General features: G+C 68.8%; 20 protein-coding genes. 16 read left to right on the forward strand and 4 right to left on the reverse strand.

Translation table 11 applies throughout. The annotated features are described in order from the left end of the window. The first annotated feature begins 637 nt into the window (after window positions 1-637). On the forward strand, window positions 638-4,099 hold the full coding sequence (locus ACFU95_RS19020; protein WP_383828756.1) for a trypsin-like peptidase domain-containing protein: 3,462 nt from the start codon (window positions 638-640) through the stop codon (window positions 4,097-4,099). A gap of 133 nt (window positions 4,100-4,232) precedes the next feature. Next, window positions 4,233-5,183 carry a bifunctional riboflavin kinase/FAD synthetase gene (locus ACFU95_RS19025; RefSeq protein ID WP_383828652.1) on the forward strand — a complete coding sequence of 317 codons (951 nt, stop codon included), beginning with the start codon at window positions 4,233-4,235 and terminating at the stop codon, window positions 5,181-5,183. Between the two features lie 84 nt (window positions 5,184-5,267). Here ACFU95_RS19025 and ACFU95_RS19030 read toward each other — a convergent pair whose 3' ends face one another. The 3 genes from ACFU95_RS19030 to eccE all read right to left on the reverse strand — a co-directional run bounded on the left by ACFU95_RS19030 (window position 5,268) and on the right by eccE (window position 10,849). After that, a complete protein-coding gene (locus ACFU95_RS19030) occupies window positions 5,268-8,399 on the reverse strand; it encodes an SCO5717 family growth-regulating ATPase (RefSeq protein ID WP_383828654.1) in 3,132 nt (1,043 codons plus the stop codon). Between the two features lie 279 nt (window positions 8,400-8,678). Further along, window positions 8,679-9,521: a hypothetical protein gene (locus ACFU95_RS19035; RefSeq protein WP_383828656.1), complete on the reverse strand. Its 843-nt coding sequence runs from the start codon at window positions 9,519-9,521 to the stop codon at window positions 8,679-8,681. Continuing rightward, a complete protein-coding gene (gene eccE / locus ACFU95_RS19040; RefSeq protein WP_383828658.1) occupies window positions 9,521-10,849 on the reverse strand; it encodes a type VII secretion protein EccE in 1,329 nt (442 codons plus the stop codon). The genes ACFU95_RS19035 and eccE overlap by 1 nt, the downstream gene beginning before the upstream one ends. A 456-nt stretch (window positions 10,850-11,305) precedes the next feature. Between eccE and eccB the strand changes: the two genes are divergently transcribed. From eccB to ACFU95_RS19110, 14 genes are all read left to right on the forward strand, one after another. Then, window positions 11,306-12,904 carry a type VII secretion protein EccB gene (eccB, locus tag ACFU95_RS19045; RefSeq protein ID WP_383828660.1) on the forward strand — a complete coding sequence of 533 codons (1,599 nt, stop codon included), beginning with the start codon at window positions 11,306-11,308 and terminating at the stop codon, window positions 12,902-12,904. A gap of 250 nt (window positions 12,905-13,154) precedes the next feature. After that, window positions 13,155-13,466: a WXG100 family type VII secretion target gene (locus ACFU95_RS19050; protein WP_030053279.1), complete on the forward strand. Its 312-nt coding sequence runs from the start codon at window positions 13,155-13,157 to the stop codon at window positions 13,464-13,466. Window positions 13,467-13,588: 122 nt separating this feature from the next. Next, the gene (locus tag ACFU95_RS19055) at window positions 13,589-13,873 is read left to right on the forward strand and encodes a WXG100 family type VII secretion target (RefSeq protein WP_383828662.1); all 285 of its coding nucleotides are present in this window, start codon (window positions 13,589-13,591) and stop codon (window positions 13,871-13,873) included. 341 nt (window positions 13,874-14,214) lie between these two features. After that, window positions 14,215-15,501 carry a type VII secretion-associated serine protease mycosin gene (mycP, locus tag ACFU95_RS19060; protein WP_383828758.1) on the forward strand — a complete coding sequence of 429 codons (1,287 nt, stop codon included), beginning with the start codon at window positions 14,215-14,217 and terminating at the stop codon, window positions 15,499-15,501. Window positions 15,502-15,556: 55 nt separating this feature from the next. Continuing rightward, window positions 15,557-15,907 carry a hypothetical protein gene (locus ACFU95_RS19065; RefSeq protein ID WP_383828664.1) on the forward strand — a complete coding sequence of 117 codons (351 nt, stop codon included), beginning with the start codon at window positions 15,557-15,559 and terminating at the stop codon, window positions 15,905-15,907. 36 nt (window positions 15,908-15,943) lie between these two features. Then, complete coding sequence (locus ACFU95_RS19070; RefSeq protein WP_383828666.1) at window positions 15,944-17,383, forward strand: hypothetical protein; 1,440 nt, start codon at window positions 15,944-15,946, stop codon at window positions 17,381-17,383. A 124-nt stretch (window positions 17,384-17,507) separates the two neighbouring features. Further along, on the forward strand, window positions 17,508-18,815 hold the full coding sequence (mycP, locus tag ACFU95_RS19075) for a type VII secretion-associated serine protease mycosin (protein ID WP_383828668.1): 1,308 nt from the start codon (window positions 17,508-17,510) through the stop codon (window positions 18,813-18,815). A gap of 185 nt (window positions 18,816-19,000) precedes the next feature. Beyond that, window positions 19,001-19,327 carry a WXG100 family type VII secretion target gene (locus ACFU95_RS19080; protein ID WP_383828670.1) on the forward strand — a complete coding sequence of 109 codons (327 nt, stop codon included), beginning with the start codon at window positions 19,001-19,003 and terminating at the stop codon, window positions 19,325-19,327. A 26-nt stretch (window positions 19,328-19,353) separates the two neighbouring features. Then, the gene (locus tag ACFU95_RS19085) at window positions 19,354-20,097 is read left to right on the forward strand and encodes a hypothetical protein (protein ID WP_383828672.1); all 744 of its coding nucleotides are present in this window, start codon (window positions 19,354-19,356) and stop codon (window positions 20,095-20,097) included. A gap of 46 nt (window positions 20,098-20,143) precedes the next feature. Next, window positions 20,144-20,563: a hypothetical protein gene (locus ACFU95_RS19090; protein ID WP_383828674.1), complete on the forward strand. Its 420-nt coding sequence runs from the start codon at window positions 20,144-20,146 to the stop codon at window positions 20,561-20,563. A gap of 72 nt (window positions 20,564-20,635) precedes the next feature. Then, window positions 20,636-20,944, forward strand: a complete 309-nt coding sequence (locus tag ACFU95_RS19095; protein WP_383828676.1) for a hypothetical protein — start codon at window positions 20,636-20,638, stop codon at window positions 20,942-20,944. A 941-nt stretch (window positions 20,945-21,885) separates the two neighbouring features. Beyond that, window positions 21,886-22,197: a WXG100 family type VII secretion target gene (locus ACFU95_RS19100; RefSeq protein ID WP_383828678.1), complete on the forward strand. Its 312-nt coding sequence runs from the start codon at window positions 21,886-21,888 to the stop codon at window positions 22,195-22,197. Continuing rightward, the gene (locus ACFU95_RS19105; protein WP_383828680.1) at window positions 22,197-23,165 is read left to right on the forward strand and encodes a WXG100 family type VII secretion target; all 969 of its coding nucleotides are present in this window, start codon (window positions 22,197-22,199) and stop codon (window positions 23,163-23,165) included. The genes ACFU95_RS19100 and ACFU95_RS19105 overlap by 1 nt, the downstream gene beginning before the upstream one ends. A 32-nt stretch (window positions 23,166-23,197) precedes the next feature. Continuing rightward, window positions 23,198-23,821 (forward strand): hypothetical protein, encoded by a 624-nt coding sequence (locus tag ACFU95_RS19110; protein WP_383828682.1) that lies wholly within the window; start codon window positions 23,198-23,200, stop codon window positions 23,819-23,821. A 180-nt stretch (window positions 23,822-24,001) separates the two neighbouring features. Here the strand turns inward: ACFU95_RS19110 and ACFU95_RS19115 are convergent, their stop codons facing one another. Beyond that, the gene (locus tag ACFU95_RS19115) at window positions 24,002-24,649 is read right to left on the reverse strand and encodes a TetR/AcrR family transcriptional regulator (protein WP_383828684.1); all 648 of its coding nucleotides are present in this window, start codon (window positions 24,647-24,649) and stop codon (window positions 24,002-24,004) included. Between the last annotated feature and the right edge of the window lie 44 nt (window positions 24,650-24,693).

The raw sequence follows: 24,693 nt of genomic DNA on the forward strand, positions 1-24,693 counted from the left end.
GGAGGGGGGAAAAGGGTTTGGGTGGTGTGGGGAGGAAAGAGGGGGGGGGGAGGGGGGGGGTGGTTTTGGATGTGGTTGGGGGGGGGGGGGGGGGAGGTGTTCTCCCCCCCCCCCCCCCACGGTCCCCCCTCGGTTCCCCCACCCCTAGGGTGTATCCAGTGACGCCCGCCTGTTCACCCGTCTGTGCAGGCGCTCGGAGTGAACCGAGGGAGCGGAAGGGGGCGCGTTCGCCGAGCGGTCTGTCCCGCTGATCACTTCGCGCCTACCGTCGAAAAAACAGGGCGCAGGCGTATGGGCGTGTGGACGCACGGCGGGAGGTTCGACGATGGCGGGACGGGGCCCGGGGGCGGGCGGCGACCGCCGGATGCCGTACGGGACGCGCGCGGCGGGAGATGCCTGGGGTACACGGGACACCGGGTGGGGTGTTCGGGACCTGGGGGACGCATCGGGCCCCTGGGCCGCCCCGGACTGCCCCGGCGGGACCGAGCGGGACGCGGGCACCCACGCGGGCGGGCAACGAGCCGGCGAACCTCGGCAGGGGAGTGCGCCCGCGGGGTCCGGGACCGCTTCCGAAGGCCGTGGTGGCGAACGCCCGGACGGCGACGGCCTGGGCGTCCGTGTCCGCGACGAGGCTCTGGTGCGCATCCACGACCCGGCAGGACGTCCCCGCGGCCTCGGCTTCATGGCCGACCACCGCGGCACGGTCATCACCAGCCATGAGGTCGTCGACGGGCTGCCCCGGCTGCTCCTGCGCGCCGTCGAGGGCGACCGCGGCTGTGAGGTCACCGCGACGGCGGTGACCCCGTTGCCCGAGCTGGACCTGGCGCTCGTACGGACCGAGGGACTGGGCGTGCAACCGTTGCCGGTGACCGTAAGGGACCGGGTCGAGACCGGTGCGTACGTCCGGATCGCCGCCGGTGGCTGGCGGGAGGCGCGGGTCCTGGGCGCGGTGTCCGCGACATACGCGGCGGCGGACCGCGTCCGCCTTCTCGACGGCGCCCTGGAGCTGGCGATCGGCACGGCCGGCCGGGACGCGCTGCGGCTGGGCGGCGGGGCGGCCGGAGGGCCCGTACTCGACGCCGGTACCGGCGCCGTGGTGGGCGTCCTCGGCACAGCCCTTCAGGACGGCCGGCGCGATGCCGTCTTCGCCGTCCCGCTGAGCCCACGACCCGACGGCCCGCTGGCCGCACTGCTCGCCGAGAACGCGGCGACGGTGCCGGCGTACGGCGCCGACCTCAACCCGGGGGGCGTACTGGAGCTGACGGCCACCTCGGTCGGGCAGGACGGTCCGCCCGGCGCGCCGACGAGCCGTCCGGGAGCGGCGGCTCCGGTCGAACGGGCCGCGACGGCACGGGAGTTCAGCGCCTTCACCGAGAGCCGGGCTCGCGTACTGGGCCTGGTCGGACGCCCCGGCAGCGGTCGTACGACGGAACTCGCGGCCCTCGCCGCCCGTCGGCACCGCGGCCCCGAAGCGGCTCCCACGCTGTGGCTGCGCGGTGCCGACCTGAAGGGCGACGACACCTCGGTCGCCGACGCGGCGCGCCGGGCGCTGGCCCGAGCGGCCCGCATCGTGGCGGCGTCGGCCTCCTGCGACCCCACCGCCCTGGGCGACACGACCCCGGAGCGCCTGGCCCATCTCTCCCGCGCCGCAGGCCGCCCCCTCCTGCTCCTCCTGGACGGCCCGGAGGAGATGCCCCCCGTCCTGGCCCACCGCCTCACGGAGTGGACCGAGGGCACGGAGGAGTGGCTGCGGGTGACGGGGGCGCGGCTGGTGGTGGCGTGCCGGGCGGAGTACTGGGAGGGGGCGGGCGCGGAGTTCCCGGAGGAACTGCTGTACGGCTCCGCCGACCCCGCGGTGCACGGGACGTCCCGGCCGCTTCCGGCCTGCGTACCGCTCGACGACCTCACCCCCGACGAGGCACGGCAGGCCCGCGCCCGTTACGGCATCCCGGAAGGCGTCCTCGCCGGTCCCGACGCCCGCCACCCCCTCACCCTCCGCCTCCTCTGCGACGTGCGCGGCGCCCTTCCCGACGCTCCGCCCGCCCCCGTCGACCGCGACGACGTCCTCTCCGCCCACCTCGACCTCATGTGCCTGCGCATCGCCGTCCGCCTCGCCGCCGAGAACGGCCTGCGCGGCACCGCCGTACGCCGCCTCGCCGCCAAGGTCTCCGGCCAGGTCCACGAGGCCGCCCGGCGCAGCCTCGGGCCGGGGCAGGGGGAGCTGGACCGGGCGTCGTTCGAGGCCGTGTTCCCCTGGGGCCAGGCGCCCGCGCGGCTCGGCGGCGGTACCGGCTGGGCCTCCGCCGTCCTCACCGAGGGTCTCCTCGTCCCCGCGGGCAACGGCTACCGCTTCGCCCACGAGGAACTCGCCGACTGGATCCAGGGCATGCACCTCGACCTGGACGAGGCCCTGCACGCCCTGGTCCACCGCCGGCGCACCGACCCCGACGCCGAGCACCCCCTCCCTGTACCGCGCCACCGCATCGGCCCGGTCGTCCAGGCGCTTCTGCTGCTTCCACGGCACCAGGGCGCAGGTCAACTCGCCCTGAAACTCGATGAGTTGACGAGGGCCTTGGGCGTCGACCGGTGCTCCTGGTGGGCCGCCCGGCTGCTCGCCGAGACACTGCTGCGGGTCCCCGACGCGACGCCGTATCTGGACGTCCTGCGCCGCCTCGCCGACCGGATCGTGGGTCTGCGGATCCACCGGAGTGCCGTAGCCCACGAGTTCGGCCCCGGCTTCTGGACCGCGCTGCCCCTCCCGGACGACGAGCGGCTCGACCTGCTCCGCCGCCTCGTCCTCATCGACGGCCCGCCGACCGACGCCACCGGCACGACCGACGCCACCGGCACCGAAGAGCCCCGGCACCCCGGGCACCCCGGCCACCCCGGGCACCCCCGATATCTGGACGCCGTCGCACGTTTCCTCGCCGCCGACCCCACCGCCGTGCAGCGCCACCTCACCCGTTGGTTCGACGACGACCGGCCGTTGCCCGCCACCCCGCACGCGACCGTCGCCCACGCGGCCCAGGCCCTGCTCCACACACACCGCCACCGCGCCCTCGACGACCTCACCGAGACGCTCGTCGACAGCGCGCACCGCAAAGCCGACGAACTCCTCGCCGTACTGGCCGAGGAGGAACCGTCCGCGATCTGCCGGGCCGTCGACCGCTGGGCGCACGACGAACGGCCCGGACGGCGTGTCGCGGCCGTGGCGTACGGGGTGCGCGCCGCGCCCCACGCGCGGACCGAGGCGGACCGCGAGCTGCTCCGCTATGCCGCCCTCGCCCTGCTCGCCCGCCCCGAGGACTGCTCGCTGCACGGCGGCGCGCTCGCCGTCCTCGTCCGGGACCCCCGCACGCGAACCTGCCATCTCCCGCAGGCACTGGCGCACTTCGTGGCCGCCGACCCCCAGTTCCCGCCCAGTGCCCTGGTCGTCGCTCTGGCCACTCACCCCGACCAGGTCCTCGAAGCGTTCCGGGCGCGCCTGAGCCGGCCGGACGCCGGAGAGGCGCTGCGTACCCTCGCCGACGTCACCACGCCCGGCCTCGCGCGCAAAGCCGCCGCCGTCGTACAGGACGCGGTGCGGTGGCGCCCCGACACCGCCGCGGAGGTGGCCGCGTACGTCGACCGGCGCCTCGACCAGGGCCCCGGCGCCCGAGCCGTCCTCTTCCCGCTGGTCACCGGCCTGCTGGACGGTGGCACGGAACAGCTGAGGGCCGCCCTCGCCGTCGTGCTCGCCACCGCGGGCACTCCCGGTTCCCGCGCCCTTCGCCATGAACTCCTGGACTTCCTCCTCGCCCACGAACACGCGCCCGCCGTCCTCGACGCCTTCCTGCGCGCCACCGTGCGACAAGGCGGCGACCGGCCGGACGACGGCCTGCGTGACCTCGTCCACCACACCGGTCTGCTGCTCGTCCGTACACCCGACGGGGCCGCCCGCTTCGACCGCGGTCTGGTCGACCTGGGCCGTCATGTCCCCGGCTTCGCCGCGCGGGTCGCGGGCTGGCTGACCGACACCCCGCAGGAGTGGACGGCGGTGGTGGGCCCGAGCACCCGCCGCATGATCGAGAACCTGTCCGGCGTCCGAGTCCCCGCCTGACCACCGCGTCGTACGTGCACCCGGTCACAGCACCCATGCCGATGCGGGCGGTGAGCGCCCGGCATGGCACCCTTAGACCTGCGTAAGAGCGTACGGGCAAAGACGGACACGGGTTCGACGAGGAGCGGTCACAGTGCAGCGCTGGCGTGGCTTGGAGGACATCCCCCAGGACTGGGGGCGCAGCGTCGTCACCATCGGTTCCTACGACGGGGTCCACCGCGGGCACCAGCTGATCATCCGGCATGCCGTGGACCGTGCCCGTGAGCTGGGCGTGCCCGCCGTCGTCGTCACCTTCGACCCGCACCCCAGCGAGGTCGTCCGCCCCGGCAGCCACCCGCCTCTGCTCGCCCCGCACCACCGCCGCGCGGACCTCATGGCCGAGCTGGGCGTGGACGCGGTGCTGATCCTCCCCTTCACGACCGAGTTCTCGAAGCTGTCGCCGGCCGAGTTCGTGGTCAAGGTCCTGGTCGACAAGCTGCACGCCAAGGCGGTCGTCGAAGGCCCGAACTTCCGCTTCGGCCACCGGGCCGCGGGGAACGTCGAGTTCCTCGCCGAGCAGGGCAAGACCTACGACTACGAGGTCGAGGTCGTCGACCTGTACGTCACCGGCGACGCCGGCGGCGGTGAGCCCTTCTCCTCCACCCTGACCCGGCGCCTGGTCGCCGAGGGCGACGTCGAGGGGGCCGGCGAGATCCTGGGCCGCCCGCACCGGGTGGAGGGCGTCGTCGTACGAGGGGCCCAGCGGGGGCGGGAGCTCGGGTTCCCGACCGCCAACGTCGAGACCCTGCCGCACACCGCGATCCCTGCCGACGGCGTCTACGCCGGCTGGCTGCACGCCCAGGGCGAGACGATGCCGGCCGCGATCTCCGTCGGCACCAACCCGCAGTTCGACGGCACGGAGCGCACCGTCGAGGCGTACGCGATCGACCGGGTGGGCCTGGACCTGTACGGCCTGCATGTCGCCGTCGACTTCCTCGCGTTCGTCCGCGGCCAGGCGAAGTTCGAGTCGCTGGACGCCCTGCTGGAGCAGATGGCCGCGGACGTGAAGCACTGCCGGGAGCTGATCGCGGCCACCGAGCGCTAGCCGGTCGCAGGCCGGTCATACGACGCCGAAGGGCGGCCGGTGCCTCAGAGGCACCGGCCGCCCTTCGTGGTTCTCACGCTCCCGCTACTGCTGCGTCCAGCCGGGCGGGACGGAACCCTGCTGAGGCGGCTGGCCCTGCTGCGGGTCCTGCGGCGGCGGTGCCTGCTGCTGCCAGCCCTGGCCCGGCGCGGGCTGCTGCGGGGCCTGCCCCCAGCCCTGGCCCGGCTGCGGGGCGCCGCCCGGCTGGGGGTAGGGCTGCTGGGGCTGCTGCTGGGCTGGGTAGCCCTGCTGCTCCGGATAGCCCTGCTGCGGCTGCTGGTACTGCATGTTCGGGTTGCCGAAGCCCTGCTGGGTGCGCGCGATGTCCTCGGCGATGACGGAGGCGAGGTCGAAGTAGGCCTCGCGGGTCTTGGGACGCATCATGTCGAGGTCCACCTCGGCGCCCGCCGCGAGGTGCTCGTCGAAGGGGATCACGACGACACCGCGGCAACGGGTCTCGAAGTGCGCGACGATGTCCTCCACCTTGATCATCTTGCCCGTCTCGCGGACCCCGGAGATCACGGTGATCGACCGCTGGACGAGGTCGGCGAAGCCGTTCGCCGACAGCCAGTCGAGGGTCGTGGAGGCGCTGCTCGCACCGTCCACCGAGGGGGTGGAGATGATGATCAGCTGGTGGGCGAGGTCCAGCACTCCGCGCATCGCGCTGTAGAGCAGACCGGTGCCCGAGTCCGTGAGGATGATCGGGTACTGCCTGCCGAGCACGTCGAGCGCGCTGCGGTAGTCCTCGTCGTTGAAGGTGGTCGAGACCGCCGGGTCCACGTCGTTGGCGATGATTTCGAGGCCCGAGGGCGCCTGCGAGGTGAAGCGGCGGATGTCCATGTAGCTGTTGAGCTGCGGAATCGCCTGCACCAGGTCGCGGATGGTGGCGCCCGTCTCACGCCGGACCCGTCGGCCGAGGGTTCCGGCGTCCGGGTTGGCGTCGATCGCCAGGATCTTGTCCTGGCGCTCGCTGGCGAGCGTGGCGCCGAGCGCCATCGTCGTCGTGGTCTTGCCGACGCCGCCCTTGAGGCTGATGACCGCGATCCGGTAGCAGGACATCACCGGCGTACGGATCAGATGCAGCTTCCGGTCCCGCTCCGCCGCCTCCTTCTTGGCGCCGAGCTTGAAGCGGGACGGGGCCTGGTTGTTCTTGCGGGCCTTGGGCTGGTTGCGCAACAGCCGGTCGGAGGACAGCTCCACGGCCGCGTTGTAGCCGAGCGGAGTGCCGGGCGCGGCCTGCTGCTGGGGAGCACCAGGTCCGGCCTGGGGGCCGGGCGGGGCGCTCCAGCCCTGGTTGCCCTGGCCCTGGTTGCCGTAGGCGGCGGGCGGGGCAGCGGGGTGCTGCGGCGGCGCCTGCTGCGGGGGCTGGGCCTGGGGCTGCTGCTGGGGCGCGGGCTGCTGGGGCGGCTGGGCCTGCTGCGGCTGGGGGTATCCGTAGCCGCCCTGCTGGGGCGGGTAGCCGTAGCCGGGCTGTGCGGGCTGCTGCGGCTGTTGGGGGTAGCCGTAGCCGTCGGCCTGGGGTTGCCCCGGCTGGGGCTGTCCGGGCTGAGGCTGAGCCTGCTGCGGGTGCGGCTGGGGCTGGGGCTGTCCCGGCTGGGGTGCCTGGTGCGGGTAGCCGTATCCGTCGGCCTGCGGCTGCGGCTGCGGTTGGGGCTGTCCGGGCTGGGGTGCCTGCTGCGGGTAGCCGTACCCGGCGGCCTGGGGCTGTGCGGCCTGCGGCGGTCCGGGCTGGTGCGCCTGCCGAGGGTCGGCGGGTACGGGCTGCCCGCCCTGCGCCGGATACCCGGGCTGCGGCTGGGCGGGACCGAACGAGCCCTGCGCCGGGGCCTGGGGGTAGCCGTAACCGGGGGCCTGACCGGCGGCTGCCGCCGCGGCCGCGGCCTGCGGGTCCGGGTAGCCGGCCTGCGGCGGCGCCCCCTGCGCGGGGTGTGCGGGCGCGAAGCCCTGGGGCAGCGGGGGCAGTCCCTGGCTGGGCTGCGGCGGCACGGGCGTCTGGCCGGTGGGCTGGGCCTGCGGCTGCTCCGGGGCCTGACCGGGCTGGGCCTGCGGCGGCACCGGGACCTGACCGGTCGACTGCGCGTGCGGCGGCTGTCCCTGAGCCATGGGCGGCTGGACGGGAGCGGGTGCCGGCGCGGACTGCGCGTCCGGCGCCGTCTCCGGCTCCACCTCCGCCGTCACGGGAGCGGCCGGAGGCTCGGGCTGGGCGGGAGAGTCCGCGTCGGCCGGGACCTGCGCCGACTCGTCGAGGTCGCCGTCGGAAACGGAGGCGGTGGCGTCGCCCGGCTCCGCCTCGTCGCTGTGCTCCTCCTCCGGCTCGACGTCCTCGTCGTCACCGCCGAACAGGCGCGCGGCCTCGGCGTCGGCGGCGGCGTGGTTGAACTCCGGCTCCGCCACCGGCTGTTCGGGCGCGGGCTGTTCGGGCGCGGGCGGCGCCGGGACGCCGGCCGCCGGGGTCGCGGTCGACGACGGGCCGGCCTGGGTGTCCGTCTCGGCCGGACGCAGCACGGGGAAGCCCGGAGCGCCGGCGGGCTGGGCGGGCGCGGGCTGTTGGGGTGCGGCGGGCGGCTGGGCTGCGGCGGGTGGCTGGGCAGGCGCGTGCTGTGGCGGTACGCCGAAGCCGCCGGAGGTGTCCTGGCCCTGCTGGGGGTAGCCGTACCCGCCCGACGTGTCCTGACCCTGCTGGGGGACGCCGAAGCCACCCGACGTGTCCTGACCCTGCTGGGGCGCGGCGGCGCCGGGCTGCTGGGGATAGCCGTACCCGCCGGCCGAGGGGGCGCCCGGCGCGGACTGCTGCTGCGGAAATCCGTAGCCACCCGTGGCGGGGCCCTGCTGGTTCGCGCTCGGCGTGCCCTGCGGGGGAGTGGCCTGCGAGGGCTGTGCCGGCTGCGCGGGTTGCTGGGGCGCGCCCTGGGGCGGCGGCTGTGCCGGGCCGGGGACGTACGGTCCCGGACCCTGTGGAGCGGCGCCGGGCGACCCGAGGGGCGCACCGGTCGGCGGAGGTGGCGAGGGACGGCCACCGTCCTGCTGTTCGCCGGACGGGGAACCACTTTGCGTACTTTGGGCGTACCAGGCGGGAGGTGTGTAGACGATTTCGAACTCGCCGGTGAGATCCACCTCGTGATCGTCCCCGTCCGAGGAAGGGCTCCCGCCGTTGTACTCGGACCGATCCCTGTTCACTGCTTGCCTCCTGGTCAGCCACTGCTGCTGAGCTGGTCGTCGTCGCGGCCGGGCGGACCGAGTGGCTAGTCCCACGCGACTGCGATCGTCACCGCACCACCAGAAGCCTAATCACTCGCATGGCGGGACGGAAAAGCCCCCATGGGCGCGGACGCTATAGCCCCGGGTACGTGGACGGAAGCGCCGCATGGGCGCGGACGGAAGGCCCGGTGGCCGAGGCGTCGTAACACCCCTTGGCCGAAGCCCAGTTCGCGCCCCGCTCCCGGAGACGACGACGTGTCAGTCCATACGGCGGGCTACGCCGAGCAGCCCCGTCTCCGCATCGGTGGGTTCGGTCATGACGAACTTCTGATGCTTGCGAGTGCACCACAGGGCGACGCCGTCGTGAAGGGTCGGCAGGTGCTGAAGTTGCTCCTCCGGGATACCCAGCGTGTCACGTACGGACTCGGTCTCGTACGGCGAGATGCGCTGAATCCCCACCAAATGGGCCTGAGACAGCCAGCGCGGCGCGTGCTCACTGACGAACGGCAGCACCGTCACCACGGCCTGCCACGGCACGGACGTCACGCGACCGCGCGGCGGGCGGATGCCGCAGTCCCGGATCAGCACGACCGGGCTCGACACGGAGGGCCCCTGCGCGGGCACCCGTCCCACGGGATAGACCGTCACGCACTGCTGGCCACCGCCGGCCGCCTGCGCCAACTGCTGCCACGCCTGCGGACGGCCGGTCTCGACGCCCACGCGCGCTCCCGTCGCGGCCGCCCGCAACGCCAGCACCTGGGCGAGCCACAGACCACCCACGAGGACTACGTCGAAAGCGGTCGGACGGGACAGACCGAGCACCGCCGGCTGCGATTCCGGGTCGGTGCCGATGAGGACGCCGTCGTCACCGATGGGCATGCTGATGGCCGCGAGTTCGTCGACGGTGACGACATGGCGGTTCCGGCGCGGCCCGCGCAGCCCGAAGCCCGGGCTGAAGATGCGTCGCCGCTGCTGCTGAGCGTCCGGCTGCCGGATGATCGGGATCATGCCGGTGTCGGTGGGGGAGGCCACGTGCGCCGGCGTACGCCCGGTGGCCCGGCCCTGCTGCCCAGGGGGCATGGTCGAGGCGGGGTGGGACATCAGTACGTACCTCCGAGCGGCAGAGTGGCGAGGGCTCCGGGCACCTGTTCCCGGTCGAGACGGACCAGGCCGACCTTCGCGGCACCGGCGGCCCGCTCCAACTCCCGTCCCACCTGGCCGAGTTCGCTGTCACCGCGGGCGGTGACGCGGACGTGCCCGGTGAGGGCGACGCCCCGGTTGCCGGCCTTGCTCAGGGTCATGCTGAACGTAGTGGCGAGCACGGGCAGCGAGGTGAGCCGCGTCACCAGCTCGGGCAGCGCCACACCGCCACTCCCCAACTGCGGCCAACGGGACACCCAGTACGTCGTGTGCCACCGGTCGTCGACCCGCCAGGTGCGGACCGCCTCGACCGTACGGCGCTGCGGCGTGCGGCCGTCCTGCGAGTGCTGCGCGTTGGCGCGCGGGTTCAGGCAGCTGGACGTGGCGAGCGCCTGCACCAGCTCGGTCTCGTCCAGGATGGTCGCCTTGAAGCCGGCTCCGGCCAGTCGGCTCGCCAGCTGGTCCGCCACCCGCAGCAGCGCGCGCTGCGCACCGGGAACGCCGTCCCCGCGGGCCTGCACCGCCTCCGGGCACAGCTCCGGGTCGAGCTTGAGAGCGACCCAGGTGAGACGGAGCGCGGGCGAACCGGCCTGCGCCTGAAGGGGGCCGTACGACCGCGCGGCCAGTGACTGCTGCGGCAGATGCGGCGCCGGCGCCGGCTGGGTGTGCTGCACGACCTGGACGGAGGCGAGACGGATCCCGTCGACCTCCAGGGCGTCCTGGATCAGCCGCAGCGGCAGCTGCCGGTCGGCGGCGCCGGGGCGCAACGGCTGGTCCCCGGGCTGCACGAACAGGACGGCGGTCAGGAAGGACCCGTCGCCGATCATGCCGATCGAGCGGTCGTCACGGGACACGAAGGAGTACGTCCGCAGCGCGGGGTCGCACTCCACGACCGGTGCCAGCATCGCGTCCGTGCCCGGCGGCACGGCCTGCTTGGCGTCGCGTCGGCGCTGCCTCAGCGCGCGCGACGTCTCGTACCACTCGGGCAGCGGCCGTCGGCCCCGGCGCAGGACCGCCAGGAGCAGGAGCAGCGCCGCCACGATGCCGGCCGGGACCAGCAGCCAGGACTGGTCGGCGGCCCAGGCGGCCAGCATGACCGCGGCCGCGAGCTCCACCAGGATGAGCTGTTGGAGCCGGACCGGGCCCAAACCGCCCGGGCGGGGCAGCGTGCGCGGCGACGCGGCGGCGCTCTGGGCGGCCGGAGCAGCCGACGTACGTCTGCCGCGGCTCGGACCACCCTGTTGCTGCTGTGCGCGGCGTCCGCGCCGAGTGCTCGTAGCGCTGGTCATCCCCCGGGACATCCCTTTCGCGAAGTAGTGGCCGTTGGCCGGGCGGGATCCTCTGTCCGATGTTCCGAGAGGTCCGCGATCCCGGCGACGGGCCAGGGGCACCGATGGCCCACAACATCCATGCGGGTGGCTCACGGTACCCGCTGCGGAACACCGGGCGACACAGGGGACACCCAAAACCCAGGTGGTCAGCCTGTCATGGACCGACCCCGCGTGGTGGAGCGCTGTGGTGAAGCTCTGTGAAGATGCGGGGGCGGCCGCACACCTGATGCCTCGGCGCCCGGCGGCGCAAGGCATAGTAGGGGCCTGCGCGACCGAAGTGGCCTGACGAGTCGGTCTTTCGAGCGCGATCGAGCGGTACGGACGACGCCCGTCGGTCCGAACTATGCCGAACAATGAGGTCGCGGTCGGACATCGCAACACGATCGAGCATGACAAACGGGAGACACGGGGACCATGGCAAAGCAGCGTCGGGATGAGCTCGCCGCCTACACGTTCGCTCGCAAGCGCACCGTCGCGGCGTTCCTGGCGCCTTCGCCGGGCGGCTCGGAAGAGGGCGCTCCGCGTCCCATTCGTACGGTGATGCCCAGCCTTGGCGTGGGCCTCGTGCTGGTCATCGGGTTCATCGCCTGGGGCGTGATCAAGCCCACGGCACCGAAGGGCTGGGACACGCCGGGCGAGTACATCATCGTCGACAGCGACTCCACGACGCGGTACGTGGTCCTCGACCCGGACCCGAAGGACGGCAAGGTGGAGAAGGTCCTCCACCCGGTCCTCAACTACGCCTCCGCGAAGCTGCTGCTCGACAAGGGCAAGGGCACGGTCCTGGAGGTCCCCGGCAAGGAGATCGACAAGAGCGGTATCCGGCACGGCGCGACGATCGGCATCCCGTACGCCCCCGACCGGCTGCCCGCCAAGGAGGACGCGCAGAAGGCGAAGACCTGGGCGGTGTGCGAGCGTCCGGTCGAGGGAGCGGCCCGCGCCATCGACCGGGCCGTCTTCGTCCTCAACGCTGACGACGCCAAGGCCCTCAACAACTCGGGGAAGGTGGACCCCAAGGAGGTCCTGTACGTCGTCGACAGCCAGACCGGGCGGGAATTCCTGGCTGACGGCCAGGGCAACCTGTTCCTGCTGGGCGACAAGGCGGGCCTCGACAAACCCACCATGGCGTTGCTGCGGGCCACGGTCGTCGGCCGGGATGCCAAGCCACAACCGGTGAGCCGTGAGTGGCTGCGCACGTTCAACGAGGGCGGGGTCATCGACTTCCCGAAGGTCCCGTCCGTCGGCGAGGCCACCTCGGTCCAGGGACTCCCCGAAGAGGCGAGCACGGTAGGCCGGGTGCTCAAGGCGCCGGACGCGCAGGGCGAGCAGTACTACGTCGTCCTCAAGGACCAGGTCGCCGCCATCACCCCCTTCGTCGCCGCTCTGCTCAAGGCATCGCCGTCCGCTCAGACGGCGTACGGGACGGACCCGATCGAGGACATCAAGGTCGACACCCAGACCATCACCACAGCCAACAGCGGCGAGGCGAACCGCTTCTACGCCGCCCAGGGCTGGCCCCAGACCGTTCCGCAGCAGGCCAACCCCGCGGCCACGGCGGGCAGCGAGGCCCGTACCACCTCGTGCAGCGTCTACAACGGCACCATCGGCCAGGGCAACAAGCCGCAGCTCGCCGCCTGGGCCGGGACGGCGTACCCGAAGCGGATCGTCGCCGACTCGCTGAGCGCCTACGTCTCGTCCGGCTCGGGCCTCCTCTTCACGGAGGTCACCGGTGCGACGGCGGGCGGCGGTGCGCAGTACCTGCTGACCGACACGGGCCTGCGGTACGCGCTGCCGAGCAACAACGACAGCGCGGCGCAGGGAAGCGGCAGCGACTCGTCCGCGGGCGCTGCGGACTCCACGAGCGGTGACGCGAGCGAGACGGACAAGGCGCGTACGCGGCTCGGGTACGAGGACGTGTCCAAGCCCGCGATCGTGCCGCAGACATGGGCGGCGTTCATCCCGAAGGGCCCCACTCTGGACACCGGAAGCGCTGCGCAGGAACAGAGTCAGTGACCCGCCTGTCACCGGCCGGTCACTGGCCGGTGGCCGGCCAACAGGCCCGCGTACGAACGCACTTGACAGTAAGACGGCGTGAGAGTCACAGGATGATCGCTCAAGTGTGTGAGCCGTGTAACTGATTGGTCTTGTCTGTGGTTGAGTGACAGGCTGACGATAGAGTGTTTGCAGCGCTCAAGCGTGCGAAGTTCCTCCGGGCACCTGCACAGGTTTCCCGGATCAACGACAACATGGGGGAAGGTTCATCATGGCCGGCCAGTTCCGGGTAACAGAGGACGAACTCACCAAGCTCTCCGGTGACATCAACACCGCGAACGGTCAGCTGCAGGGCGAGATCCGCCGTCTCAACGGAGTGATCGACCAGATCGCCGGCGGCTGGAAGGGCCAGGCGGCCCAGTCGTACCGCCAGCTGCAGGATCGTTGGAACCAGGATGCGAAGAGGATGAGCGACATCCTCAACGACATCAAGGAAGCCGTGGACTCCACGCGGAGCAACTACTCCGCGTCGGAAGAGCAGCAGAACAGCGAGATCAGCAAGATCATGTCGGACTTCGGCTGATCGAGCCGTACCGGCCCGGAGAACTCCGGGAGAGCTTCAGACCTTGCTGAATGCTCCTGAGTCCTTCGGATCGCCCTGATCCCCACAGACTTCCTTCGATTTCATCCTGAAAGGGAACGACGATGTCGATCCTCGTCAATTACGCAACGATCACCAACGCGTCCACGGACGTGAAGTCCACCGCCGGCCGCATCAAGCAGCAGCTCGACGACCTCGAGGCCGCGGTCAAGCGTGTCGCCAGCACCTGGGAGGGTGAGGCGCAGGAGGGTTACCAGCGCAAGCAGCGCGAGTGGGACAAGACCGCCGCTGACCTGCACGCCACCCTGCTGAAGATCTCGACGGCGCTCCAGAGCGCGGCCGAGAACTACCAGGCCACGGAGAAGAGCAACGCCGGTACCTGGAGCTGAGCCCGTCGGCGGCCCAAGGGGCATGAGGTGAAGAGAATCGGCCCAGCCGACGCCACGGCGTCTGCTGGGCCGTCCTCTGCTTCAGGGTCGCACACAGCTTCTGCGGAACCGCGGGAACGCACTGCGGAAATGCACACAGCAAATTCCGCAAACATTCACACACGTCGCAATACCCGTGACACACACATGACCCAGCTTCGAAGGAAGCAAGGAAGCCCTGGGGGCCTGAAGAGATGAGGGGCCGGAACGTGGTGGGCCTGAACGTGGTGGGCAGGAAGGCCCGCTCGCGTAGCCGCGCCGGACGCAACGGTGGAACTCGCGCACTGCAGCGGGCCTTTGGCGTGCTCGCGGTGACGGGGATCTGCCTGGCGTCGGCGCCACCCGCAGCGCTGGCGGCGCCGGTCGCCTCCGGTGACTCCGACAGCGCCCGCTTCGGCCTGGCTGACAGCTCGGAATGCGTTTTCGGCGGCGATGTCATCAAGTCCACGCCCTGGTCCCTGCAGCGGATCCTCCTGAACCAGCTGTGGGAACAGGCGACAGGCAAGGACATCAAGGTCGCGGTGATCGACACGGGCGTCGACAAGTCCAACAAGCAGCTGACCGGCGCGGTGTCAGGCGGAAGGTCCTACGTCCCGGGGGGCTCCGGCACCCAGGACATCGAGGGGCACGGCACCCGGGTGGCGGGCATCATCGCCGCCCGCCCGCTCAAGGGCACGGGCTTCGTCGGCATCGCCAGGGAAGCGGACATCCTGTCCTACCGCTACACGGGTGGGGAGGGGGAGAAGGGCCAGGGCAACGCGGGGACCATGGCCGACGCGATCGGGGATGCGGTCGCCGACGGCGCGAAGATCATCAACATTTCGTCGGACACCCAGAACAAGCAGGACGACGCCACGCTGCGGGCTGCCGTGCAGAGCGCCGTGAGCAAGGGCGCCCTCATCATCGCCGCCGCGGGCAACGACGGAGCCGACAACAAGTTCGCGAAGACGTATCCCGCCGCCTACGACGGCGTCCTGGCGGTGGCGGCCTCCGACCGCAACGACGAACGCGCCCCCTTCTCACAGTCGGGCGACTTCGTGGACGTCGCGGCACCGGGCGTCAGCATGGTCTCCACGGTCCCGGGCGGCGGCCAGTGCACCGCCGACGGCACGAGCTTCGCGGCGCCGTACGTCGCGGGCGTCGCGGCTCTGCTGAAGCAGAAGTACCCGGAGTGGAACGCCGCCCAGATCGCCACCCGCATCGAGGAAACCGCTCAGCGCCCGGGACGCGAGGCCAACTTCTTCATCGGCTGGGGCGTCGTCGACCCGGTCGCCGCGTTGTCGGAGGAGTCGACACCGGGCGAGTCCCCGAAGCCGGATCCGCTGGTCGCCGCCGGCGGGGAAAGCAGCGTCATCCCGATGGCTGTGACCATGGGGGAGAGCGAGGCGGAGCGGGAACGCCGGGTGGCCATCTATGTGTTGGGCACGGGGCTGGTTCTTGCGCTTGTGGTTGCGGGGAGTGGGGTTGCTGTGCGGGACTGGCGTAGTCGGCGGGGTGGATCGACGGGGCAGGCTGGTCGGTCCGGGCAGTCCGGTCAGTTCGGCCGGTCCGGTCGATCCGGGCGGTCCGTCGGTGGGCTTGGGCGATGATTGGGCACCGAGTGGGTGCTGACAACTTGAGGAACAGGGGAGAGGACAACGGGGTATGAGTAACGGGATGCGGGTTGATCTGAGCGCGCTGGACGAGGTGATCCGGAAGCTCTGGACTCTGCTGGACGATATGGATAAGGCGGGGCAGACGTCGCGGTACAACACCGAGATCACCATGGCTGCCTTTGGGAACAACTGCATGTTCCTAGAGGCGGGTTCGCTCTTCAGTGCCCACAAAGACGCGAAGAATGATCTTGAGGGCGCGATCAAGGGGCTGCACGACCTGATCGACAAATTCGGCAAGAGCACCTCCAAGGTGAAAGACAAGTACACCGAGCAGGAGTACGCGAACAAGAACCAAATGGGTGGTAACGGGGGAAGCTCGAACGGCGCGTTCGCAAAGTAGTCCGATCGAGAATCACCTACTAAGGGAGGAGTTCAAGTGGCCGGTGACAAGGACCTGCCTAAGCCCGAGATCGTGAATGACGTCTGCGTTGCGGACCCGGGGCGGCCGCAGACCCAGACCCAATTCATCAACTACTCGCTCAAGCAGCTCAAGGAGATGCTTGACGGAACCAATCCGGGCCTGATTGAGGAGACGGGCCGCAACTGGGGAAAGGTCGATGAAATTCTTTCCGGTGGAGAAGGAGGGGGCATTGCCGGCTTGCTCGACAAGTCGGTCGACAATGTCCTCGAGCACTGGGAAGGCGAGGCGGCCCAAGCCTTCGAGAGGGAGGCGCGTAAGATCGCGCAGAGTATCCGGAATGCTGCTTGGCATGCGGATCTCAACAAGTCTCAGATGGCCGACGCCGGCTCGCAGCTGCGCAGGTTCAAGGCGCAGCTGGACGAAATCAAAGAACCCAGTGGCTGGGCCAAGGTCGGTGACGCTCTCAGCGACTGGAAGTGGGACAACGGCGAGGCTGTAGCCAGCGATCTTCAGGATCGTAAGCTGACCGCTAAGGAAGTAGCAGAAATCAACGAGGGCAAGATCGGCGCCAGCCGAGAAGCCCAACTCAACGGTGTTGCCGTCATGGAGAACCTGGGTGCGCAGTACATGCGCATCACGGGGAATCTGCAGAGGAATCGGGTAAAGGACAACGGAGACGGGCACGTCGGGGAGCCAAGCCGCGACGTGGAATACCCGCCGCCGGTCGTTCCCCCCGGCGGTGGTGCCTCTCGACCTGGTGGCTCGACATCGGCTAATAAGCCGTGGAGCGCCGGGCCGACCACGAGCGTCAAGCCGGCCCCGAACGTGCCCCGCGACCAAGGCATCACGGGAGGCACGCAACTTCCGAGTGCCAAGACGAAGGTGGACAGCCTCTCTCCCGGGCTGACTGGCCCTGGGCCCAGCACCAGCGGCCCGAGCGGCGTTGGGGGCGGTGTCGGGACCGGCGGTGGTCAAGGATCGGGCACTATGGTTCCCGGCGGTGGTGTCGGCTTGGGCGGCGGCGCGGCCGGACGCGGTGGTGCCGGCATCGCAGGCGGTCGTGGCGGTATGGCTGGCGCCGGAGCGGGTCGCGGTGCCGGAGGCCGAGCCGGTATGGGCGGTATGGGCGGCGGGGGAGCCGGTGGAGCCGGCCGAGGCGGTGCCGGCGCCGGCGGACGTGGTGCCCTCGCGCGGTCCCGAGGTGGTGTTGTTGGCGCGGCCAAGGGAATCTCCGGCAAGGGCGCCGGTGGCGGTGCGGGCCTGCACGGTAGCCGGGGTGGAACCCAGCGCGGCGGCATGGCAGGTGGAATGGCTGGCGGTGCGGGTGGTCGCAACGGTCGACGGCCCAACGACGAGAACAGCCAGGGGGACCGCCCCGACTACCTGGTCGAGGACGAAGAGACCTGGATCTCGGAAGAGGACCGCAAGCGAAACGTACCGCGGACCATCGAGTAGGCACACGAGCGAGCCGCACGAAGGAAACGTGCGGCTCGCTCGCATGAAGACTGGCGGAACCAGTCGCAGTTGAGTGAGGAGCAAGTAAGTGGGTTTCAAGCGAGTCTGGTCTACGGCGGGAGTCGTGACACTGACAGGAGCTTTGCTCCTCACCACAGCCCCAACCGCATCGGCGGACTACGTCAGAGATCAGCAGTGGGCCCTGAACGCATTCGCTGCAAAAGATGTCTGGGCTGAATCTCAAGGGCAGGGTGTTACTGTCGCGGTTGTCGACTCTGGTGTCGATGCCAGCCATCCTGATTTGAGCGGCCAGGTCCTTAAGGGCAAAGATTTCACTGGTGGCGGCGACGCACAAGAGGATGTCATCGGTCACGGAACAAAGATGGCGAGCATCATTGCCGGCCACGGGCATGGCACGGGGAATGATGATGGTGTGATTGGTCTCGCACCCAAGGCGAAAATCTTGCCCCTGCGCACTCTCCAGACGCGAGAAGATAGGAATCTGGACGAGACTTGGGGAGCTGCAGTTCGATATGCAGTAGACCAAGGCGCGAAGGTCGTTAATCTCTCTTTCGGTAACGATGGCGGTGGTAAGACTCTAAGTGCCGGTCGTGATGCCATCGCGTATGCACAAGAACACGACGTTGTAGTTGTTGCAGCCTCAGGTAATGAAGCATCTGTTGCTGTGAGTGAACCAGCGGCACTGCCCGGGGTTGTATCTGTGGGTGCTGTGGATCAAGATGCCAACCTCTGGACGGATTCGAATACTGGAAAGGGCCTGACGCTGACCGCGCCAGGTGTGAAAATCGTCGGCGCAAACAAGACCATGTCCAATGGGTATGGCGAGTCCAGCGGAACTTCGGAGGCCACAGCCTACGTATCCGCCGCCGTCGCCCTCGTCCGCTCCAAGTACCCCGACCTCTCCGCAGGCCAGGTCATCAACCGCCTGATCAAGACGGCCACCTTCGCGCACCACAAGGGACTGAAGGCACCCGACGAGGAGTACGGCTACGGGATCGTCCGGCCTTACTCGGCGCTGACGATGGACATCCCGGCCGGCCCCAAGAAGAACCCCCTCGGCCAGCTCTCGTCCAGTTCGACTTCCAGCCAGTCAGCGAAGGGGACGGACTCTTCGACCCAGGCCAAGAAGAAGAAGTCCTCCTCAAGTAACACCCTCATCCTCGTTGGCGGTATCGCAGCCGTCGTCGTAATCGGCGCGATCGCTTTCGTAGTGCTCCGCAGCCGCCGCAACGGCGGTAATGGCGGCCCCGGCGCCGGAGGCGGCGGTGGAGGTTCCCAGTACCCGGGGTACCCGTCCGCCCAGCAGCCCTATCCCGGTTCCGGTCCCAACCAGGGCTACCCCGCTTCTCCGGGACAGGCCCCGCAGCACCCCAACCCCTATTCTCAGCAGCCCCCGCAGCAAGGGCAGTAGGAGGCGCTCTGCTCTTCCCCGTCTGTGGCAGCTCAAGGCGCATCTGACTCGCATCAGCGGATGCGCCTGCCTCAGAGTCCGGCGACAGCGAGCTCTAACGAGAGCCTTGTCACGTTCCCAAGTGAGCGGGGCGGGGCGAACCCCGAAGAACCCTAAGGTGCAGCCGAAGACTTGGCGGAGGTGGCATGACATTCGAGGTCGATCCGAACGACCTGGCTTCGTTCTCCAGGCAAGTGGGCCGAGCTACCAATGACGTGACTGCAGCAAAAGAGTACTTCGAGCAGGAATGCTCTATCGGAACTTTCAGTACGGGTCCGATTTCTGCGATGGCCAGCATGTTCGGCGGCGGTCATGATGGTGTTATGGAAAACGTTCGCTCCGCTTTGGAGCAGATGCACCGCATCTTGGACTCGTCGAAGAATGAAATGTCGCGAAGTGCCGACTTCTACAGGCAGACAGACGCTGGCGAAGCCTCCAAGCTGGATTCTCAGTATCCAGAATCGAAGCGCTGAGCACACTGGCTCGTCAAGGAGTTGAAGTGGGGTTTCAAGACGTAGCGGATCCGGCGGAGCGGCTGAAGGCGCCTGAAGTGGACGCCGACAAGGACGAACCTGGCACGCTTTACCGGGATCTCACTTCATACGGCGATGTATTCAGCCCGTCGGCACTGGCCAGCTGGGTGTTCGAAAAGTTCCTCGGGGTTAACCCGGTGGACGAAGCGAAGAATGCGCTCGGCGGAAACTGGGAGGAGTACGCCCAGTGTGCCAAGGCTTGGAATGCGCTGGGTTTGTTCTGCGATGACCTTGCAAAGAACCTTGAATCGGGCAACAGTTCCTTGGACGTTACGTGGTCGGGGAACGCTGCGGATGCTGCGTACGTCTACATGGATACGCTCGCAAAGGAAATCGCAGCCATGAAGGGTTCCTTCGAGCAACTCAAAGAGCAGTACGAGATCGTAACTGACGGTGTATGGAATGCTGCCGAAGCGAGCGGCGATCTGCTCAGTGGAATGCTCGACCTTGCCATTGTCATTGGCATCACTATGGCCGCAGGTGCGAGTACAAGTTGGACGGTCTTTGGCCCTGTCATCGCAGCCGGTGCCGTCGCAGGTGAGATCGTGGCGATGATTAACCTTTGGACCAGGCTGACCACAGTGATTATGGAAGTTGGAACGATCGTTAGTGGCGCAACCGCTGCGGTCGAGCAGATTGGGCACTTGCACCAGGCCAACGTGATCAAGTTTCCCCTTCCTGGAAAGGGATACGACCACCCTGGCGCATGAGTCGGCCCATGGACCGACACAACTGCTGAAACAGTGAAGGTAGAAGATGGCTGAACGCGACAGCACCCACGGTGACCAGCCTCGCGTAGACGATGAGGAGTTCGTCAGCATCGCGCGCGATCCCGCCTTGGCTCGACTGCTCCGTAAGCAGTTGGAGTCCCTCGCCGACGGGAGAGCGGGTGCTGTCCTGGCCGAAATGGCCAAAGAAGTTCTTTCCGGTCGGATTGGTCTCCGGGAAGCTGTACAGGTTGGTTCCTATGAACAGGAACTACTCGCCACAGCTGAGAATTTCGAACGCAAGTGGGACGAGATGTCGGAGCTGGAGAAGTCACAAGCAGAAGCAGAAGGCGTGAAGCTGTTGCGACAACAGCAGGAGGAGATCGACCAGGAGCTTCGGGATCGCCAGGATGAAGCATCGGGGCCTAAGCGGGCCGGACACAGTGCGAATGGTTGGAGCGCGTACTGACTGCGGGGAAGTCATCACGACTCTGTAGTTGTCTGCGGAACTCCGAAACGAGACTAGTAGATCGGAGAGAGTGTGAACTCGGAGCTTCCGGATCTGAATTCCCGATCCGCTGCTGATGAGATGGCTTCGCATACTGCGAACTACTTCAACACCATCTTGCTTGGGATTGCAGTTGTCGCCCCATGGCTGCTCTTCGTTCTCTCGATCATGTCTGGCAGATTCCTGTGGCTCACGGTGCTGGATCTCATCGGCACGCACGTGGGCCTGTTGGTCATGCTGCTCGGGTACCGTGACGACAACCGCGCCTTGAAAAGGTGGGGTGCAGGGACTCATGCGGTGACCCTTTTGCTCTGCCTCGTCGCACTCGCGACTCTGCAGTGACCTAGATGCCAAGAACGAGAAGGGATCCTCCTCAATGGGCCTCGTTGTCCTAGTGGTTGGCGTGGTCGGCCTCGGAGCAGTAATTGCCGCTGTCGTCGTCTTCGCTGTACTGCGCGGCCGCCGCAGCTCTGGCACCAGCCAGGTCGGCCCTGGCGCCGGTACGTACCCTCAGTACATTGCTCAGCCGCCCCAGCAGCCGTACCCGCCGACTCCCCAACAGGGGTACCACGCTCCCCCGACGCAGTTGCCGCAGCCCCCATACCCGAATGCCCAACAGCCTCCGTGCCAAGGTCAGTAGGGGACACGTTCCCACCCGGCTGCTGGACTGGTCCCGCTCTGTGGCCGTCTCCTGCCACGCGGGGTCGACTCCGAGCATCATTTGATCAGTGACGGGCACGGGGCCTGTTGGCTCTCGCTGACCGACGGGAATCGCAAGCAGGTCACATAGGGGTGTTCCTCGAACTCGCCTGTCGGCGCGTTCACGCATTTTGCCGTGGTTCGGAGTATGGGCAGTACCTCCGGTGACCGCTCACGCGGATGTGTTGCTGTTGCGGTTGAACCACCTCGACCCGTTTCCGCACTTGAGATGAGCAGCCGGTTGCGCAGAGCGACAAACTCCGCTCGACCGGCACAGCCGAGTCTTCATGACGCCCTAACGGGAGAGCACTGGCAGGGTCCGGTGCTTTCGCAGTGCGCTCCGCACGGGCCAGTGAGGAAAGTCCGCTTGCCTGTGCGCCCAGGTGTGACAGAACCGCCGCAGTGCGGGCCGCGGCCGTCGAGGTGGTTGTGCTCGGGAAACGGGCTTCGCAACAGTCTTGTCCGAACGTTGCCGGAGGCACGGTTGCCCACTCCTTCGTGGGCAGCGCACATGATGGAATGGATCTCGTCGTGGCCGGCGTAACGGCCGCATTCATCCAAATACCGTACTGATGAGGGGAACTATGAGCGGGGGATTCGATGTCGAGGGCGACGCCTTGCGTAAGTACGCCAGGGCTGTGGAAGCCGCAGCCGGCCGGATCGACAGCATCCGGAGTCGTACCCAGCAACTGGAGCTCACCCAGGAGACATTCGGAAGGCTGCCGCAGTCGGACGATCTGAAGGCCGACTACGACACTCAGCACAAGGAGTCCGGCAACGACCTCACCGACGCCGTCGAGACGCTCCACTCCATAGCCGACGCGCTCAAGGATTCTGCCGCTGCCTACGACGGCACCGAGATGGACAACAGCGGCATGATGGGCGGCGGCAACTGATGGGCGCGGGACAGGCGGCGGGCGATGCCCTGAGCCGGATCAACTTCGTCCTGGACTGGAGCAACCCGCTCGCCGGAGTTCTCGACGAGATCATCCGGGGCATCATGAAGCAGTTCAACCTGGATGAACTGCTCGAGCAGGTCAGTGGCGACAACGAACTCCTCACCGAGACCGCGATTCAGTGGCGCAAGGGTGCCAATGACGTACGCGGAGTGATCGAGGACCTGGTCGCCGAGCGACGTACGCTCTCCACCCAGTGGCAGGGCGAGGCGTTCACCAATTTCGACAAGATGATGGCCGAGTTCGAGGAAGCCCTCAGGGGCGAGGCCACGGACATGGACACCATGGCCGAACTCCTCGAAATGGCGGCTCAGGAGTGCGCGGCCGCCGAGCAGTTGATGCTCGACCTCATCGTCGAGATCGTGGAGACCGCGCTCGCGGCCGCCGCGACCACCGCGATCCTCTCGCTTCTGACGGCGGGCGCCGCGGCGGCCATCGGTCCGCTCATCGCGGCCGCGGGCATCGCCCACAAGGCGGCGAAGGCCGTGAAGATCACGGCGAAACTGGCGGACGCTCTGTCCGACCTCGCCAAGCGCATGCAGCTGCTCCGCAAGATGATGAAGCTTCGGAACGCGCTGCGTAAGGGGCCCAAGCATTTCAAGGGCGGCCTCATGCGCTACATAAAGAAGGTGGATGAGCGCGGCAATCCCATCCCTGAGCGCAATATCAACGACTTGGCCATGTACGCGGGTTACAGGGTCGTCAAGAAGGGCGTGAAGGGCGTCGTCAAGGACGTCATCGGCGCGGACCCGGCCGGGACGGTACAGGAGGCTCTGCTGGAGGACGGGCCGGGGGTGGCGGAGGCGCGTTACGAGTACAACCAGCGTCCCGACCCGCAGAGTTTCGACGAACGTACGGATGTGACTCCTTCGAGTGCGGCAAGGACAGTGAGGGACGATTTCGGGTGAGCAGGACGAGTAGGGCGGACTTCGTCCGTGAGATGGTCGAGCGGGCGAGGCCGTTGGTACCGGCCGGTGAGGTGCTGCGTGCCGAGCACGGGGTCAATCTGGCCGAACGGGCTCCGTCGCCCGGCTATTTTCGCCGCCCGCGTGTTCTGCGATCCGAGCGCCGTGCGCTCGGCGGCTGGTTGCTGCTGCCGGTGACCGGGGTCCTGAGAGTCGTTACGGCTACCTTGAGCCCGGTCGAAAGGCTGGTCGAAGCGTTCACGGAGCGCGAGAGGAGGAAGCCGGGCAAGCCGTTTCGCGGAGGCTGGAACAGCATGGCCGGCCATCTGGCACGCGGCCTGGTGCCCCGGACGAAGAACCCGGCGAACCCTGCGTCCGCGGTGATGCAGGTGACCGACCACCGTCTGCAAGTCGTGTACGTGTCCCGCGTGCGTTCTCTCACCGGCGAACCCGGTCCGGTCGAAGCGGGGTGGGCCACGGACATTCGTAACGTGGCCTGGATCCGGGATCGCAGCGATGTGATGGGCGGCGACCACGAGATCGGGTTTATCGATGGTTCGTGGTGCACGGTCAGGTTCTGGGGTGACGGGTGGAGCCGTATGTCGGATGCGTTTCCGCTTCGGCTGAGCCACCTCGACCCGGTTCCGAACCTGAGGTGACCGGCCAGTTGTGAGCTGGCCATATTGAACCAGCCCGGGAAGCCCGGGACCGGCTTGCCGGTCCCGGGCTTCGCTGTCGCAGAAGAAGTGTCGTGAACTCCGCGAAACCTTGACTGATGGCGCGCCCCGTCCCTTCGTGCTGCCCCTACCTCCAGCCTTCAGCTCTCAGCCCACAAACCCCTACACGCTCCGGTACGCCCGGAGAAAGGTCCGCACTCCCTCGACGACGAGTGGCCGTACGCGGATGTCCTCCGCGGCGTTCGCCGAACCGAGTCTGTCCAGCGCGACGCCGAAGGTCAGCGCGATGAACTGGTCGGCCGCGAGCCGGGGGTCGGGGACGTCGAGCAGCCCGGCCGCTGCGAAGGCGGCGAACCGCTCGGCGAGTGCCTCGTCGGGGGTGTCGGCCATGGAGTTGTAGCCCCGGTGCGGCAGGTTGCCGGATTCCGTACGGACCAGCCGTTGCAGCGTTGCGTACTCCGCCGAGCCGAGCATGTCGGTCGCGATGCGCATCGAGAACGTGATCAGGGCGTCCTCCAGGCCGGCGCCCTCGGTGCGGTCGGTGAGGGTGTCGTCGAGGGTGCGCCGGATCGTGATGATCAGTGACTCGCCGACGGCGTCGACGACTGCTCGCAGCAGTGTCTGCTTGTCCCCGAAGTAGTCGTAGACCGTCCGCTTGGACACCTCGGCCCGGGCGGCGACCGCGTCGACGCTGGTCCGGTCGAAGCCGTCGGCGAGGAACAGTTCCCGGGCCGCCGAGAGGATGGCGGCCCGCTTCGGCGTGGACCCCTCGCGCAGTGTCTTCGTCGTAGGCGTCTTCGTGGTCGGCATGGGCACATCTTAACCGTCCTACACTGCACGGTGTAGTGTAATAG

This window comes from Streptomyces sp. NPDC057623 (genome assembly GCF_042800355.1).
GTDB lineage: Bacteria > Actinomycetota > Actinomycetes > Streptomycetales > Streptomycetaceae > Streptomyces.

Bases quoted from the DNA above. Each gene is read 5' to 3' on its own strand.
- ACFU95_RS19035 (WP_383828656.1), bottom strand. From the start codon at position 9,521: ATGTCCCACCCCGCCTCGACCATGCCCCCTGGGCAGCAGGGCCGGGCC.
- eccE (WP_383828658.1), bottom strand. From the start codon at position 10,849: ATGACCAGCGCTACGAGCACTCGGCGCGGACGCCGCGCACAGCAGCAA.
- eccB (WP_383828660.1), top strand. From the start codon at position 11,306: ATGGCAAAGCAGCGTCGGGATGAGCTCGCCGCCTACACGTTCGCTCGC.
- ACFU95_RS19050 (WP_030053279.1), top strand. From the start codon at position 13,155: ATGGCCGGCCAGTTCCGGGTAACAGAGGACGAACTCACCAAGCTCTCC.
- ACFU95_RS19055 (WP_383828662.1), top strand. From the start codon at position 13,589: ATGTCGATCCTCGTCAATTACGCAACGATCACCAACGCGTCCACGGAC.
- ACFU95_RS19065 (WP_383828664.1), top strand. From the start codon at position 15,557: ATGAGTAACGGGATGCGGGTTGATCTGAGCGCGCTGGACGAGGTGATC.
- ACFU95_RS19080 (WP_383828670.1), top strand. From the start codon at position 19,001: ATGACATTCGAGGTCGATCCGAACGACCTGGCTTCGTTCTCCAGGCAA.
- ACFU95_RS19090 (WP_383828674.1), top strand. From the start codon at position 20,144: ATGGCTGAACGCGACAGCACCCACGGTGACCAGCCTCGCGTAGACGAT.
- ACFU95_RS19100 (WP_383828678.1), top strand. From the start codon at position 21,886: ATGAGCGGGGGATTCGATGTCGAGGGCGACGCCTTGCGTAAGTACGCC.
- ACFU95_RS19105 (WP_383828680.1), top strand. From the start codon at position 22,197: ATGGGCGCGGGACAGGCGGCGGGCGATGCCCTGAGCCGGATCAACTTC.
- ACFU95_RS19110 (WP_383828682.1), top strand. From the start codon at position 23,198: ATGGTCGAGCGGGCGAGGCCGTTGGTACCGGCCGGTGAGGTGCTGCGT.
- ACFU95_RS19115 (WP_383828684.1), bottom strand. From the start codon at position 24,649: ATGCCGACCACGAAGACGCCTACGACGAAGACACTGCGCGAGGGGTCC.